Origin of the sequence: Saccharopolyspora sp. NPDC002686 (assembly GCF_040295745.1) — a bacterium.
GTDB lineage: Bacteria > Actinomycetota > Actinomycetes > Mycobacteriales > Pseudonocardiaceae > Saccharopolyspora > Saccharopolyspora oryzae.
Map to the genome: position 1 here is coordinate 1 of NZ_JBEOVY010000230.1, position 12,420 is coordinate 12,420.

A 12,420-nucleotide genomic window follows, 5' to 3' on the forward strand; every position below is an offset into this window, starting at 1 on the left:
CTGACCCCGGCCGGTATCGCCCTGTTCGACGCGTCCGAGCGCGTGCTGGATGCCAACGAGGCGCTGTGCGGCCTGCTGGGCTACCGGCTCGCGGATCTGAACAACATGCCCGCCGCGGGCCTGCTGCACCCGGACGACCGGGGCGCAAGCCTGTTCGTGGACGCCGCGGCACTGGATGCACCGCTGAACCAGTCGCGGGTGCACCAGCGGGTGCTGGTGCGTTCGGATGGCCAGACTGTGCACTGCGACGTGCACAGCGCGGCATCGGTGGCGCGTTCACCGCCTGGCGCAACTTGTCCGATGTGGACTGATGTGACCGGAGTCGGTAAGATGGGTCGTCGATGCCGACCACGGTCGCGCGGTGCAGCAACCGGTCCAGCATCGCGGCAGCGACGGTCGCATCGCCGAAAGCCGTTGCCCAGTCAGCGATCCCGACGTTCGTTGTCAGAATCGTGCTCGACTTGAGGTAACGCTGGTTGATCACCTGGAAAAGCGCCGAAGCCCCGTCGCCGGGCAGCGGCAAATAGCCAAGCTCGTCGATCACGAGCAGTTTCGGTCCGGCGAAGAACCGCATGCAGGTCTGCCAGCGGCCCTCGACCGCGGCTTTGTGGCAGCGGGCGGCGAGGTCGGCCGCGGTGGTGAAGTAAACCCTGTTGCCGGCTTCGGCCGTGTCGCGCGCGAGCGCGGTGGCGAGCATCGTCTTGCCGGACAGCCGCGACTACCCTGCGCCGCAGATCCTCCTGTGCCTCAGGCGATAACCTCCGCGCGTCCCGCACACCAGCGATCATGCCAGACCAACGAAGATCACACCTTTGCGTTCCCAATCAATAAGAGCTCGGATGCAACAGCACAGCACAGGTCCAGGCCCCCTGAGAATGCGGCTTCTCCGGGGTGCCGTGAGTGTGGCGGATGGTGTCCGCGCAGCTCAGAAGCGGTCCAGGCGACCCTAGCGAGCGCAACAGGTGTGGTGCACGCCGACGCGCCGAGCGAGTCCCGGGTTGCAAGCGAACAGGACATCCCTGGGTGCTGTTGGCCAGCACAGTGTGGCGGCCCGGTGTCCAATCGATCGCGTGAGCGACTTCGACATCTACAACGAGGCCAGCGGCGGCGAGTTCGCGGACAGGTTGCCCGAGTGGCTCAAAGCCATCGAGATGACCTCGGCACCTCGTCAAGGGCGATCGCTGGATCCGGCTGATCCGAAGGCCATATCTGGGGTGGGACCGAAATACGGCCGCTCCATTGACCGGACTACGGAACGACACGCCGGGCTGATCGGTGCGCCGGGTGGTTGTTGACCGGTAGACCTCACACACCTTGATCGGGAAGGTGGTGGTGAGGGTGTTCGACGATGCGGGGCGCGACATCGCGTCGATCCAGCTGCCGAAGTGGGGTCGTGTCGTATCGGTTGAGGGCATGGTGCCGTGGCTGGTGGTTAACGATGACAGCGAGCCAGTGGAACCACTGTTAATAACTGCATGAAGTGGGCTGATTAGCCCACAGAAAAACGGCTACAAGGTCCGGCACCACAGACGAATGGACCACTGGAACGCGTCGAGTCCCACCAGAGCTCGACGAGGACCACACACAGTCACAGACCGGCGCATAGAGCCAGCGAGCACGAGATATGCGGAGGTACCAATGAAGGCAATCGTCGCGACGGATCAGGCCGCGGAAGCAGCCGGGATCACACTCGCGGAGCGGCCTGAGCCGACGCCGGCGATCAACGACGTCGTCGTTGAAGTCCATGCGTCGGGCTTCGTCCCTGCAGAGTGGGAGTGGCCCTCGACGTGGGTCGATCGCTCCGGTCACGATCGTGCCCAGGCGATCATCGGCCACGAGTTCGCCGGAGTGGTCACCTCCCTCGGCTACGGCACGACGGGACTCTCGCTGGGACAGCGGGTGTTCGGGATCACGGACTGGCACCGCGATGGAACCCTGGCCGAGTACGCGGCCGTGGAGGCACGCAACCTTGCGCCGCTGCCGGGGAACGTCGACTTCACGGTGGGTGCGAGCCTGCCGATCTCCGGCCTGACCGCATGGCAAGGCCTGTTCCAGCACGGTCGTCTTCAGGCGGGGCAGAGCGTCCTCGCACACGGCGCCGCCGGCGCGGTCGGATCTGTGGTGACGCAGCTCGCCCGGGAGTTCGGCGCCTACGTCATCGGTACCGGGCGGGCGGCGGACCGCCAGGCGGCGCGCGACTTCGGCGCGAACGAGTTCCTCGACCTTGACGACGACGATCTCGAAGACATCGGCGGGGTCGACCTGGTCTTCGATGTCATCGGCGGTGACATTCAAAGGCGCTCGGCGAGCATCATCCGGCCTGGCGGGACGCTGGTGTCGGTGGTCGGGCCTGCTGAGGCTCGCCCTGTCGACGGCCTCGCGGTCGACTTCGTCGTCGAGTCCGTTCCGAGTCAGCTGGTGGAGATCGTCGACCGGGTGCGGGACGGGCGCCTTCGCACGCACATCGGAACCGTCGCGACCCTCGACGACGCCGTCCCTGCGCTCAACCCGACCGAGCGGCGCAAGGGCAAGACCGTCATTCGCGTGCGCCCCTGAGCGCCCTGGAATAGGACAACAGCGCCGTCATGCCGACGACGGTGTGGTGCGACGCGAGGTGACCGGTGCTGCCCAGGGCGGTCCGGTGTCACCGTTGTTGTGCAACGTGTATCTGCACCAGGTGGACCGGTCATGGAACGTCCGCCAGCACGGTGTGCTGGTTCGGTTCGGTTCGCCGACGATGCTGTGGTGATGTGCAGCTCGCGGCAACAGGCGGAGGCCGCGCTAGCGCGGCTGAGGGCTGTGCTGGCCGAGCTGGGCCTGGAGCTGAAGGCGGCCAAGACCAAGATTGTGCACTTGACCGAAAACGGTGACGGGCTGGACTTTCTGGGCTTCCATCACCGATGGGTGCGCAGTCCAGGCCGCATGGGTGCCAAGGGCGTTGCCTTCCTCGGTCGCTGGCCCGCGGACAAGGCGATGCAGCACACTCGCGACCAGATTCGTGAATTGACGGACCGGCGCCGGACGCTGCTGCGTGGTGAGACGGTCGTGGGGGATATCAACCGGTTCCTTCGCGGTTGGGCCGGTTATTTCCGGTACGGCAACTCAGCCGTGCGTTTCAACAAGATCAGGAACTATGCGGTAATGCGGCTGGCGGGATTCATCGCCAAGAAGCATCGCCGCTTCCGGGCATTCGGACGCCGGGTGATCTTCACCTCGGCCAACCAACTCGGGCTGATCCGCCTTGATGGAACCGTCATCGCGCCCAGGCCGTTTAGGGCCTGGCGGGTGGTGCCGAATGCCGGCGGTGAACGGCGTCGGTAAGCCGTGTGCGGGAGAACCGCATGCACGGATTGACGGGCGGGAGCTGGAAACGGAAACACGATCAGACCACGGTCACGGAGAAGAAAGACCCAACGGAAAACTGCTGGGTCACCGATGGCTCCGCGACCTACCGCAGATCAGGGTCACCGCGCCAGCTCCCGACCCTCCTAGGTTCTCACTGGTAACCGTCTCTTGTGGACGCCTACTGGGGATCAAGAAGTTGCAGGTTCAGACCCTGTCAGTGCGACGTCGGTGAAGGCCTGCGGGCCGACGTGAAAGTGCAGGTCAGTGGGCTTCTTTTGAGCCCCGATGTAGATCTGGGTGATCGTCTTGGCAGGTGTCGTCTCGTCCCGCGCATGCAGGCAAGTGATTATCCGTGTCGTCCAGAACCCAGGCCGGTTTGTCCGTGCGCACGTCGATCAGCCAGACCTCCCCGGCCTGGGTGCGCCCCCGGGCGTGAGTGGCGCCGACTGTTCATGTCTTGACCGGGCATGGCGCGCCACGCATCAGATCTTTATGGCCAGTGGTGAGCCAGATCGGGGCATGCTTGCTGGGGTGTGCGTTCCCGGGTCTTGTATGTGGTGCGAGAGGCGTCGGCTCCGCGGGCGGGCGTGAGCCGGTCGGCTGCGGTACACAGGGGGACTGGCCTGGTACTTCGTTTCCGCACAAGGGTGGTGCGCCGTGAAGGTCGGGGTGGTCGGTGTGGGCGCCGTGGGGTCGACGACCGTGCTGTCGTTGATCGAGCGCGGTGGGGTGTGCCGGGAGGTCGTGCTGGTCGACCGCGACGCCGCCCGGGCGAAGGGGTGGCCGCGGACACGCGGTGCCTACGTTTTCCGCAGCCAGCGAGGTATGGCTGCGCCTGTTTGAGGTGGATCAGCGGTTTGAGCGGGGGTGAGCGATGCCGAGCTTCGGGAATCTTCTGATCCTGACGATCATTGCCTTTCTGGCGCCGTTGTTGCTCGGGCTGGCACCGAGGCTGCGGATCCCGTCGGTGGTCCTGGAGATCGTGGCGGGGGTCATCGTGGGGCCATCGGTGCTGGGACTGGTGGTGATGGATCAGGCGGTGCAGATCGTCGCCTTGCTGGGGCTGGCGTTTCTCCTGTTTCTTGCGGGGCTGGAGGTTGACCTCCATCGCCTGCGCGGGTCACTGCTGCGGGTGGCCTTGATCGGCTACGTGGTGAGCTTGGCGATCGGCGTGACAGCGGGCTTCTCGTTTGGCGCGGCAGGCTGGGTGCGTGATCCGATGCTGATCGCGGTGGCGCTGTCCGCGACGTCGCTGGGTTTGGTTGTCCCCGTGCTCAAGGACGCCGGGCGTGCGGACCAGGCGATGGGGCAAATGACGATCGCAGCGTCCTCCGTGGCCGACTTCGCCGCGGTGGTCCTGCTGTCGCTGCTCTTTTCTACGTCCGGCGGCAGCACCGGAGGCCGGCTCGCGTCGCTGATCGTCTTCGTCGCCTTTGTGGCCGCCATTGGGTTCGCGGTGGCTTTGGCAGGGCGGTCGATGCGTCTGGGAGATCTTTTCCTGCGGTTGCAGGACACCACGGCGGAGATCCGGGTTCGTGCGGCGGTCGTGCTCCTCGTGGCCTTCGTTGTGCTTGCCGAGCGCTTTGGTCTCGAGAGCATCCTGGGTGCTTTTCTGGCCGGTGCGGTCGTGGGCTTGGTCGATCGAGACTCGGCTACGCATCCGCATTTCCGGACGAAGCTGGAGGCGATTGGGTACGGGTTCCTGATTCCGGTGTTCTTCGTCGCCAGCGGTGTGCAGCTCGACCTCGGAGGGTTGATCGCGACTCCGTCCGCGTTACTGCGAGTACCGCTATTCCTTCTCGCGCTGCTGCTCGTGCGCGGGGCTCCAGCGCTGCTTTACCAGCGCTCGCTTGGCACACGCTCCTCGGTCGCGGCCGGGCTGCTGCAGGCGACGTCGCTGCCGTTCTTGGTTGCCGCGACGCAGATCGGCGTCGCGCTCGGCCTGATGACTCCAGTGATTGCGGCGGCGCTGATTTGCGCGGGTCTCTTGTCGGTTCTCCTATTCCCAGCGATCGCCCTCGCGTTGCTGCGCAAGCCGGTCTCAAGCGAGCGCCGCGGAGGCACGGCGGAAACCACGTAGAGCCAGGGAGGTGGCCGGATGATTGATCGGTGGGCCGCGCTTTCGAGACCTGCGGGATAGGCCGTTGCTGTGCGAGGCCTCCGTGTCACGGGAGTAGACGTAGCCGCGACGGTTGGCAGGATCGAGGGCCTCGTCGTCGCTGTTGGCCCGGCATATCGCGAACTGCACCACCAGACGCGGGAGGGTACGGGCTAACCGGAACCTGCCAGCGGGATCTGGAGACTCATCGTGCCTTTCAGGTCCAACCAGGCCTTATCCGGACCCCGGACAAGGCGCAGCACCACCCCGTCGCAGCCTGGACATCGGGCGACCAGTCCGGGTGCGCGCTGGTAGACGCGGAGTGTAGCGACCGGGCCGGTGCGCCCGCAGCCCATGCAACGCTCGACGGCCGCTGTGACATCGACCGCGAAAACCTCCGCCAAAGGCCCGGCCAGGGCGTTGCCGTCCACGTGCTGCTCGGTGTTCGGCTGTGTCATGTCATCCTCCACTCGGGCCGAACCTCTCGGTCTTGATGTGCCCAGGTGCGTGGCCCAGCGCCACGAGAATGTTGGCGGCCGTTTCGACAAAACCCGTGGGGCCGCAGACGAAACAGCTCGGTTCGAACTCCGGTGGCCAGCCACCACGGTTGATGTCTGCGATCCCGATCCTTCCGAGTTTCCCGGTCCAACCCTGCGGCGCCGACCGCGTGTACACGTAGGTCACGTCCAGGCCGTCGTCCCCACGCGTCGGCTGAGCCAGCTCCCGGACGTAATACACCTCCGCAGGCGAGCGGACCGAGTAGAGCAAGCGAAACGGTGTACGACTGCGGGCCGCCCGACGCGCCCGCACCATCGCCATCAACGGCACGATGCCCGATCCTCCCGCGATCAGCAGCACCGGCTCGGTCTCTGCCGGGCGCCATACGAACCAGCCACCGAGGGGTCCGCGCACCTCCACCGGGTCTCCTACCGAGTACACCTCGGTCAGGTACGGAGACACCTCGCCATCGGGCACCCGTTGCACCGTCAGCTCCAGCCGATCATCGTCCGCGGGGGCGGCTAGTGAATAGCTGCGCTGCGCGCTGTAACCATCAGCGGCGGTGAGCCGGAGGTCGACGTGCTGCCCGGCCGAATGTCCCGGCCAGCCCGTTACGTCCAGCACCAGCGTGCGTGCCGTGGGCGTCTCGTCGCGGTAGTCGACCAGACGCGCGACCCGCCAGCCCAGTCGGCCGGTCAGTCGCCCTGATACCGCTGCTCGCACCACGGGTCACCGTAATCGTGATAGCCGATGGTCTCCCAGAATCCGGGTTCGTTCTCCAGCAGCAGCCGCATGCCGTGCACCCACTTCGCCGATTTCCAGAAGTACAGATGCGGCACGAGCAACCTGGCCGGACCTCCATGCTCGGGTGGAAGATCGGCACCGTCGTACTCGTAGACGATCCACGCCTGGTCGTCGAGCAGATCCTCCAACGGCAGGTTCGTCGTGTACCCACCGTAGGAGTCCACCAGCGCGAAATCTGCCGCCGTGTCCACCTCGGCCAGTAGCGTCTCCAGCGACACGCCCCTCCAGGTCGTGCCCAGCTTCGACCACTTGGTGACGCAGTGGATGTCCACTTTCGGCGTCTCCCTGGGCAGCTCCCGAAACTGCGGCCACGACCAGCGATGGACCTGCCCGGTCTCCGTCGTGATCACGAACTCCCACTCATCCAGCGGAACCCGCGGCGTCGGGCCCGCGGACAACACGGGAAAATCCTCGATCAGGTACTGGCCCGGCGGTAAGTGTGGCCCGGCCGTACGCCGCCGCCCCTGAAAACCAGGCGACACGATACCCATCGCAGTCCCTCCCCAGCACAGCTCACGAACCAGCACCATCCGTTGATCGGGCACACCGAGCAGAACGCGGTCGATAGCCGCTCAACATGTCGAGAGCCCATCAGCATCGGCACCCGCCAACATGCTGGCCACGGTCAAAGCGCGGAAGAGCCGAAAGGCCCCAACACACAAGACGGTCAGTCGTCCCTACCGTTTGGTTGTCCGGCCTCGTAGGGGCCGGATGCCCCGGAGGGGCGGGTGTGGCTTTCAGTCGTCTGCCGATCGTGTGGCTCACCTCGACTCGCCGCCCGCCTCTCCAGGACGGACTCGGCCCCTGATTAAGAGCTGCGAACCGATCGCTGTGTAGGGACCTGGCGGCGGGGTCGTCTGCGGGCGTTGTCAGAAACGCTGGTGAGAGGTGCGAGTCGACGCAACTGTGGGCCGGGGTGGACATCGGCCGGGAACACCACCATGTGGCCGTGGTCGATGGTGAAGGCAAGCGGGTGTTCTCGCGGCGAGTCGCCAACGATGAGACCGCACTGCTGACCGCGATCGGTGACGTGTATGTCCTGGCGGAGCGGATCAGATGGGCGATCGACCTCAACAGCACCGAATCGGCACTGTTGATGACGTTGCTGCTCGACCACGGCCAGGAAATCGCTTACGTGCCCGGCATCGTGGTCAACCGGGCCGCCGCCGGCTACCGCGGCGCGGGCAAGACCGACGCCAAGGACGCTTTGATCATCGCTGACCAGGCCCGGATGCGCCGGGACCTGACGATCCTGGACGGCGACGACGAACTCGTCGTCGAGCTGCGACTTCTCGTCGCCCGCCGGCAAGACCTGGCCGCCGACCGCGTCCGCGCGGTCAACAGGCTCCACGACGAGCAAATTCGAGAAAACAACATACCGGAGGCGCACTGACCGCTTCTAGCTTCGGGCCATGGCGATCAAGAAACAGGAGGACGCCGATCCGTTCGCGGCAGTGGAGTCCCTGAGGGATGCGCTGATCGGGATCGGGATCGTCCTGCCCTCCCTGCAGGTCAACCAGGTGTCTCCGCACCTGGAGATGGTGGAGCTGGGACGAGTGCGGGCGGACGTGGCCTTCCAACTGGCCAACGCCCTTCAGCGAGGAGGCCGAGCGTGAACCCGCCGGAGACGGACTACATGGCAGACACGTCGTTGACCCTGGAGGACCTCCTGGTCGTGCTACGCACCAAGGGGTGGACCCTGAACCTTTGGGGCCCACGGGATGCTCGGGAGCTCTACGCGGCCACATACCGGCGAAGCACCAGCGCGGACGTCATCATCATCCGCGACGAGACCGACGCCAGCGCCTACCGGACGCCGATCATCGGTGATTCGTCTATGTTCTGCCCACTCGTGGTGGCGTACCAGTACCACGCCACCCCGGAATGGGCGCTACGAGCGATCCTCGCGTTGCCAGCGCCTGGAGCGCCCGGTGCGCCGATGGTGATCGAACGGCCTCACCCGAAGTGCGCGATTCCCGATGGGCTCCCCAAGCCGATCACGATCCGCCCCTTGTCGTCGTCGGCGAGGCTGAAGAACGACCTGTAAGCCCGGGCCGATACCGATGAACTGAGTTTCGTCACCGGGTCCAGGTGAAATCGCGTGGCTTGGAACTCTGACAGGACGTGCACTTGTAGAGCCCGAGGTCTTGCCGCCCTGCCTTGACGGGCTAGGCGACGCACAACGAACACGAGAAGAGCGAACCAATGGCCGCATTCGGCAGGGACTCGCGAATCGTGGCGGTCACCTTCCTGAGCTTGCCGTCATTGATCTGGAACGTGCCGGCGTCGTCCTCGGACGGCAGGCTGCCCAGCGCCGCGACGAGGTCGACATCGGCGCAGCCCACGACCGAGATCTGCGGGATACCGGCTGCGGTGTTTCGGTCCGTCATCAGCTCGAGGAACCACAGGAATTCCTGGTGGCGATGTATCCCGTGATGCTGGGCGATGACCGAGCCGCTGTCGAGTCGAGCGCGGCGAACAGACTGGTGGTGCCGTTGCGGACGTAGTCGTGCATGGCCTGTTTAGGGCTGATGGGCATCATCGGCAAGATCGGGGCCGTGCGGTCGATTGCCTGAATCTAGGACTTCTCGTCCACTGCCGGGACCAGCGTTTTCCGGCGGGGCCATGTAGAGGCCGACAACGTCACGGACTGGGGTTGGGTGTAGATGATGTTGGTCTGGATGGGTGATCATCGCGGGTGGGGCTGACGGTTCGGGAGGTGGCTGCTTATCGTGTGGCGGCCGGATGACAGGGGGACGTGTTGTGGGGGACGACGGTGAGCACAGGTAGGTCACAAGACGACCTGTCGAGTGAGCCGCCGCTGGTAGTCGTTGCGAATCAGGTGTGGTCCGGCGAGCGTTCGTACCAGGACTTTTGAGCGGCCTTTGCGGAGGCGACCGTGTACGCCCGACGGACACCACGACCAGGTGTATGGGTGGCTGACGTTGCGGGGCGGGGCCGGTGGACGTCTGTTTTCTCACGTCTGGAGCGCTTGGCTGTCCATGCAGGGGAGTGCGACTACCTGGCAACCAGCGGCGCGGACATGCTGGAGTTGGTTCCCGAAGGCGTCGGGATAATGCTCGACCCCAACGACGAGCACCGGTTTCCCCTGCTGACTCGGGTGGCCTCGGCGACACAGGCCGCCGAGGCGTGGGCTCAGCTGGCTCGTCGGCGAGAATCAACGAGCACCGGTCGGGTGTCGTCCTCTGCTGGGAAATTCGTTACCCCAGGTTTCTGATCGGGGCGATGGCGGACTGAGGGTTCACTGTGGATGGTCCAGGTTTTCACGTCGAGATTGACGTGTTGGAGGCCGCATCGAAGAGCATGGACGAGATCGTCACTGATCAGGACAACGCCGAACTGCGTGACCTGTGCGGCGGAGCCGAGGTGTACGGGCATGAATGGGTTCACACCGAGTTCGCGGAGTTCTGCGCGGCGTGGTCGGTTGGCTTGGATGCATTGTGCGACCGAGCCCGGAACATGGGCTACGAGCTGGGAGAGGCTGCACGAACCTACCGCGAGATTGACGAGGAAGCTGCGCGCCACCTCACCGAGGACCCAGCCGTGGATGTGGTTGACCCACCGAACTTCGAGCTCAGGGGGCATCCCTAATGCCCGCTGAGCTCGGCCAGACCAGTGATCCGAAAGCCTTGATCCCCGGCGCACCCGATGCGATCCAGGAAAAGGCCCGGGTGCTGGGCGCACGCGCGGAGGACAGCATCCGTGCTGGGGAAGCGCTGAAGCAGATCGACACCGGTGCATGGACAGGGGAGGCATCCGACCGCTTCCATGACGAACACCAGACTGCGGTCCCCCGCTGGTTGAAAGCGGGAGACTCGCTCAACGTCGCCCGCCGCGCCCTGGAAACCTTCGCCGGATGTTTGTCCTGGGCACAGGGCCAGGCGGCCGAAGCCATCGAGTTATGGAAGCAAGGCGAAGAGGCCACCCGGCGGGCGCAGGCTGCTCACGATCAAGCGGTGGCCGATTCCCAGGCCCGGACCCAGGCCAACGCCGGCCGCGGGGATCCCACCGTCGTGCAGACGCCCGCATTTGTCGATCCTGGTGAGGGGCAGCGACAGGCCGCCCGGGACATGCTGGAGCGGGCGCGGTAACAACTCGCCGATGTCGGTGACCGCACGGCCGATGCCTTGTCCGCGGAGGCGGTCCTCGCTCCGCAGGATTCTCAGAAACAGGCCGATGCGAACTTCTACGGCGGCATCTGGAACAGCATTTCTGGGTTCGGTGAGGGTCTCGGGACGCTGATCAGCGACCCCGCTAGCACGGTCTCCGCGATGGCCTACAGCGTCACCCACCCCGTGGAGACGTTCAAAGCGGCTGTTGCGTGGGACGACTGGGCCAACGGCCGCGGTGATCGTGCCTTGGGCAAGATCACTGGTGACGTGCTTGTCTCCGCGGCGACCCTCGGTGTGGGTAAGGTCGCCAAGACCTTGCTGCGTAAGCCCCCGCCCAAGCCTCCGGCGGCGGTGCGACCGTCGGTGACGGACCCGAAGCTCAACAACATCGTTGGTCCGCTTTACCGGGGAACGGTCCATCCTGACCGCACTGGTGACGGCACGACGGCAGATGCGGTGCGGCATGAGCGGGCTACGAACGAGGACGTCCAAGGCAAGAACCACGAGAAGAAGGCGAGAGAGTCGATCCGAGCGTTGGACAGGTGGCTTCGCAGGAACCCGAACGCTTCTGAGGCTGATCGCCAGATCGCCCAGGCAGAGCGAGACAACCTGCGTGACGCACTAGGATTGGACTAGGACGCCACCATGCTAGACCCGTCATTCGAGGAATCTGTTAACGCAGGTTCCGATCTTGTTCGTGAACTCGCCCAGGGGCTTCCAGCAGTCCTCGATCTACTGCGGGAGCATGAGGACGACTTTGACGAGGTCCTGCCGACGATCTTTCTCAGCGAGGTCGCGCAGTGGTATGCGGAGGCGTGGCTCGCGCGTGAGACCGACCCGGACACGTTCGAGGAAGCAAACCGCTTCGTAGCAAGGATGGCAGCACGCTACCCTGAGGTGAGCCCGTCGGAGCGGAACATGCTCGCGGTCGGCTTCCTCGAAGCCTTGCCAAACCCCGCAGAACCGGGCCGAGGCTGTCTGGACGCCCTCCCCGACATCCTCCGGGAAGAACGTGAAGCCATGGACAGTCCCGCCAACGGGCCTGGGGATGGGTGATGGGGCACGGGACTGTACTGAATCACGATGCGCGGCGTGGCCCCTGCGATCGTGATGGGACCGCGTTCTCAGCGGAGGACAGTTCCCGGAGAAGATCTTGATAGCCAACCCTGCCGACTGACGGGTTCTGCTGGCTGTGCAGTCAGTAGGAGCGCGATCATTGTGGACGAAGCACACATGCGCTCTTCGCCAGCCTCGGAGGGCTGGCGCCACGGTGTCGGGTGTGGTGGTGGGTTCCGGTCGGGTCAGGTTGCGATCCTTGCCAGCTCCGGAGGGCTGGCGCCACCTGGAAACGGGTGGTGATCACGCCCTCGATGGACGCCCGGTTGCGAACCTCGCCAGCTCCGGAGGGCTGGCGCCACGGACGGCCGCGTCGCCGATGCGCTCAACCCGGCGCCTGTTGCGATCCTCGCCAGCCCCGGAGGGCTGGCGCCACATCTTGGCCAGGCCGTAGAGGTCCTCGACGTAGGTGTTGCGATCCTCGCC

General features: G+C 65.4%; 19 protein-coding genes and 2 pseudogenes. 14 read left to right on the forward strand and 7 right to left on the reverse strand.

Features of this window, described 5'->3' with window-relative positions; all coding sequences use genetic code 11:
* Positions 1 to 15 precede the first annotated feature (15 nt).
* On the forward strand, positions 16 to 465 hold the full coding sequence (locus ABTZ89_RS26030; protein ID WP_351049373.1) for a PAS domain S-box protein: 450 nt from the start codon (positions 16 to 18) through the stop codon (positions 463 to 465).
* On the opposite strand, the pseudogene ABTZ89_RS26035 reads toward ABTZ89_RS26030, so the two are convergent.
* Positions 368 to 697: pseudogene (locus ABTZ89_RS26035) on the reverse strand (ATP-binding protein); the annotation flags it as partial. The gene ABTZ89_RS26030 and the pseudogene ABTZ89_RS26035 sit on opposite strands and share 98 nt — an antisense overlap.
* A 373-nt stretch (positions 698 to 1,070) precedes the next feature.
* Between ABTZ89_RS26035 and ABTZ89_RS26040 the strand changes: the two are divergent.
* From ABTZ89_RS26040 to ABTZ89_RS26060, 5 genes are all read left to right on the forward strand, one after another.
* Positions 1,071 to 1,295 (forward strand): hypothetical protein, encoded by a 225-nt coding sequence (locus ABTZ89_RS26040; RefSeq protein ID WP_351049326.1) that lies wholly within the window; start codon positions 1,071 to 1,073, stop codon positions 1,293 to 1,295.
* A 43-nt stretch (positions 1,296 to 1,338) separates the two neighbouring features.
* Positions 1,339 to 1,479 (forward strand): hypothetical protein, encoded by a 141-nt coding sequence (locus tag ABTZ89_RS26045; RefSeq protein ID WP_351049329.1) that lies wholly within the window; start codon positions 1,339 to 1,341, stop codon positions 1,477 to 1,479.
* A gap of 159 nt (positions 1,480 to 1,638) precedes the next feature.
* On the forward strand, positions 1,639 to 2,556 hold the full coding sequence (locus tag ABTZ89_RS26050; RefSeq protein WP_351049332.1) for an NADP-dependent oxidoreductase: 918 nt from the start codon (positions 1,639 to 1,641) through the stop codon (positions 2,554 to 2,556).
* A 132-nt stretch (positions 2,557 to 2,688) separates the two neighbouring features.
* Positions 2,689 to 3,321, forward strand: coding sequence for a group II intron maturase-specific domain-containing protein (locus ABTZ89_RS26055; RefSeq protein WP_351049335.1), 633 nt, complete (start codon positions 2,689 to 2,691; stop codon positions 3,319 to 3,321).
* Positions 3,322 to 4,219: 898 nt separating this feature from the next.
* Positions 4,220 to 5,425, forward strand: a complete 1,206-nt coding sequence (locus ABTZ89_RS26060; RefSeq protein ID WP_351049337.1) for a cation:proton antiporter — start codon at positions 4,220 to 4,222, stop codon at positions 5,423 to 5,425.
* A gap of 191 nt (positions 5,426 to 5,616) precedes the next feature.
* Here the strand turns inward: ABTZ89_RS26060 and ABTZ89_RS26065 are convergent, their stop codons facing one another.
* The 3 genes from ABTZ89_RS26065 to ABTZ89_RS26075 are packed head-to-tail and all read right to left on the reverse strand — an operon-like array spanning position 5,617 to position 7,236.
* On the reverse strand, positions 5,617 to 5,901 hold the full coding sequence (locus tag ABTZ89_RS26065) for a DUF6510 family protein (protein WP_351049340.1): 285 nt from the start codon (positions 5,899 to 5,901) through the stop codon (positions 5,617 to 5,619).
* A gap of 1 nt (position 5,902) precedes the next feature.
* The gene (locus tag ABTZ89_RS26070) at positions 5,903 to 6,667 is read right to left on the reverse strand and encodes a ferredoxin reductase (protein WP_351049343.1); all 765 of its coding nucleotides are present in this window, start codon (positions 6,665 to 6,667) and stop codon (positions 5,903 to 5,905) included.
* Positions 6,637 to 7,236 carry a molybdopterin-dependent oxidoreductase gene (locus ABTZ89_RS26075; protein ID WP_351049346.1) on the reverse strand — a complete coding sequence of 200 codons (600 nt, stop codon included), beginning with the start codon at positions 7,234 to 7,236 and terminating at the stop codon, positions 6,637 to 6,639. Before ABTZ89_RS26075 ends, ABTZ89_RS26070 begins: the two co-directional genes overlap by 31 nt.
* 425 nt (positions 7,237 to 7,661) lie before the next feature.
* Here ABTZ89_RS26075 and ABTZ89_RS26080 point away from each other — a divergent pair, with 425 nt between their 5' ends.
* From ABTZ89_RS26080 to ABTZ89_RS26090, 3 genes are read left to right on the forward strand one after another with little or no spacing between them, the layout of a single operon-like run.
* A complete protein-coding gene (locus tag ABTZ89_RS26080; protein ID WP_351049349.1) occupies positions 7,662 to 8,138 on the forward strand; it encodes an IS110 family transposase in 477 nt (158 codons plus the stop codon).
* 19 nt (positions 8,139 to 8,157) lie between these two features.
* Positions 8,158 to 8,361 (forward strand): hypothetical protein, encoded by a 204-nt coding sequence (locus tag ABTZ89_RS26085; protein WP_351049350.1) that lies wholly within the window; start codon positions 8,158 to 8,160, stop codon positions 8,359 to 8,361.
* Positions 8,358 to 8,792 (forward strand): hypothetical protein, encoded by a 435-nt coding sequence (locus tag ABTZ89_RS26090; protein WP_351049353.1) that lies wholly within the window; start codon positions 8,358 to 8,360, stop codon positions 8,790 to 8,792. The genes ABTZ89_RS26085 and ABTZ89_RS26090 overlap by 4 nt, the downstream gene beginning before the upstream one ends.
* Positions 8,793 to 8,913: 121 nt before the next feature.
* Here the strand turns inward: ABTZ89_RS26090 and ABTZ89_RS26095 are convergent, their stop codons facing one another.
* Both ABTZ89_RS26095 and ABTZ89_RS26100 read right to left on the reverse strand, forming a co-directional pair.
* Positions 8,914 to 9,135: a hypothetical protein gene (locus ABTZ89_RS26095; protein WP_351049376.1), complete on the reverse strand. Its 222-nt coding sequence runs from the start codon at positions 9,133 to 9,135 to the stop codon at positions 8,914 to 8,916.
* A 3-nt stretch (positions 9,136 to 9,138) separates the two neighbouring features.
* Positions 9,139 to 9,396, reverse strand: a pseudogene (locus tag ABTZ89_RS26100) (IS630 family transposase); the annotation flags it as partial.
* A 284-nt stretch (positions 9,397 to 9,680) separates the two neighbouring features.
* Between ABTZ89_RS26100 and ABTZ89_RS26105 the strand changes: the two are divergent.
* From ABTZ89_RS26105 to ABTZ89_RS26125, 5 genes are all read left to right on the forward strand, one after another.
* Positions 9,681 to 9,983: an SseB family protein gene (locus ABTZ89_RS26105; protein WP_351049356.1), complete on the forward strand. Its 303-nt coding sequence runs from the start codon at positions 9,681 to 9,683 to the stop codon at positions 9,981 to 9,983.
* Positions 9,984 to 10,069: 86 nt separating this feature from the next.
* Positions 10,070 to 10,357, forward strand: a complete 288-nt coding sequence (locus ABTZ89_RS26110) for a hypothetical protein (protein ID WP_351049359.1) — start codon at positions 10,070 to 10,072, stop codon at positions 10,355 to 10,357.
* Complete coding sequence (locus ABTZ89_RS26115; protein WP_351049362.1) at positions 10,357 to 10,857, forward strand: putative T7SS-secreted protein; 501 nt, start codon at positions 10,357 to 10,359, stop codon at positions 10,855 to 10,857. The genes ABTZ89_RS26110 and ABTZ89_RS26115 overlap by 1 nt, the downstream gene beginning before the upstream one ends.
* 36 nt (positions 10,858 to 10,893) lie before the next feature.
* Positions 10,894 to 11,514, forward strand: coding sequence for a hypothetical protein (locus tag ABTZ89_RS26120; protein ID WP_351049365.1), 621 nt, complete (start codon positions 10,894 to 10,896; stop codon positions 11,512 to 11,514).
* Positions 11,515 to 11,523: 9 nt separating this feature from the next.
* A complete protein-coding gene (locus ABTZ89_RS26125) occupies positions 11,524 to 11,934 on the forward strand; it encodes a hypothetical protein (RefSeq protein WP_351049367.1) in 411 nt (136 codons plus the stop codon).
* Positions 11,935 to 12,237: 303 nt separating this feature from the next.
* Here ABTZ89_RS26125 and ABTZ89_RS26130 read toward each other — a convergent pair.
* A partial coding sequence (locus ABTZ89_RS26130) for a hypothetical protein (RefSeq protein ID WP_351049370.1) occupies positions 12,238 to 12,420 on the reverse strand: 183 nt, incomplete at its 5' end.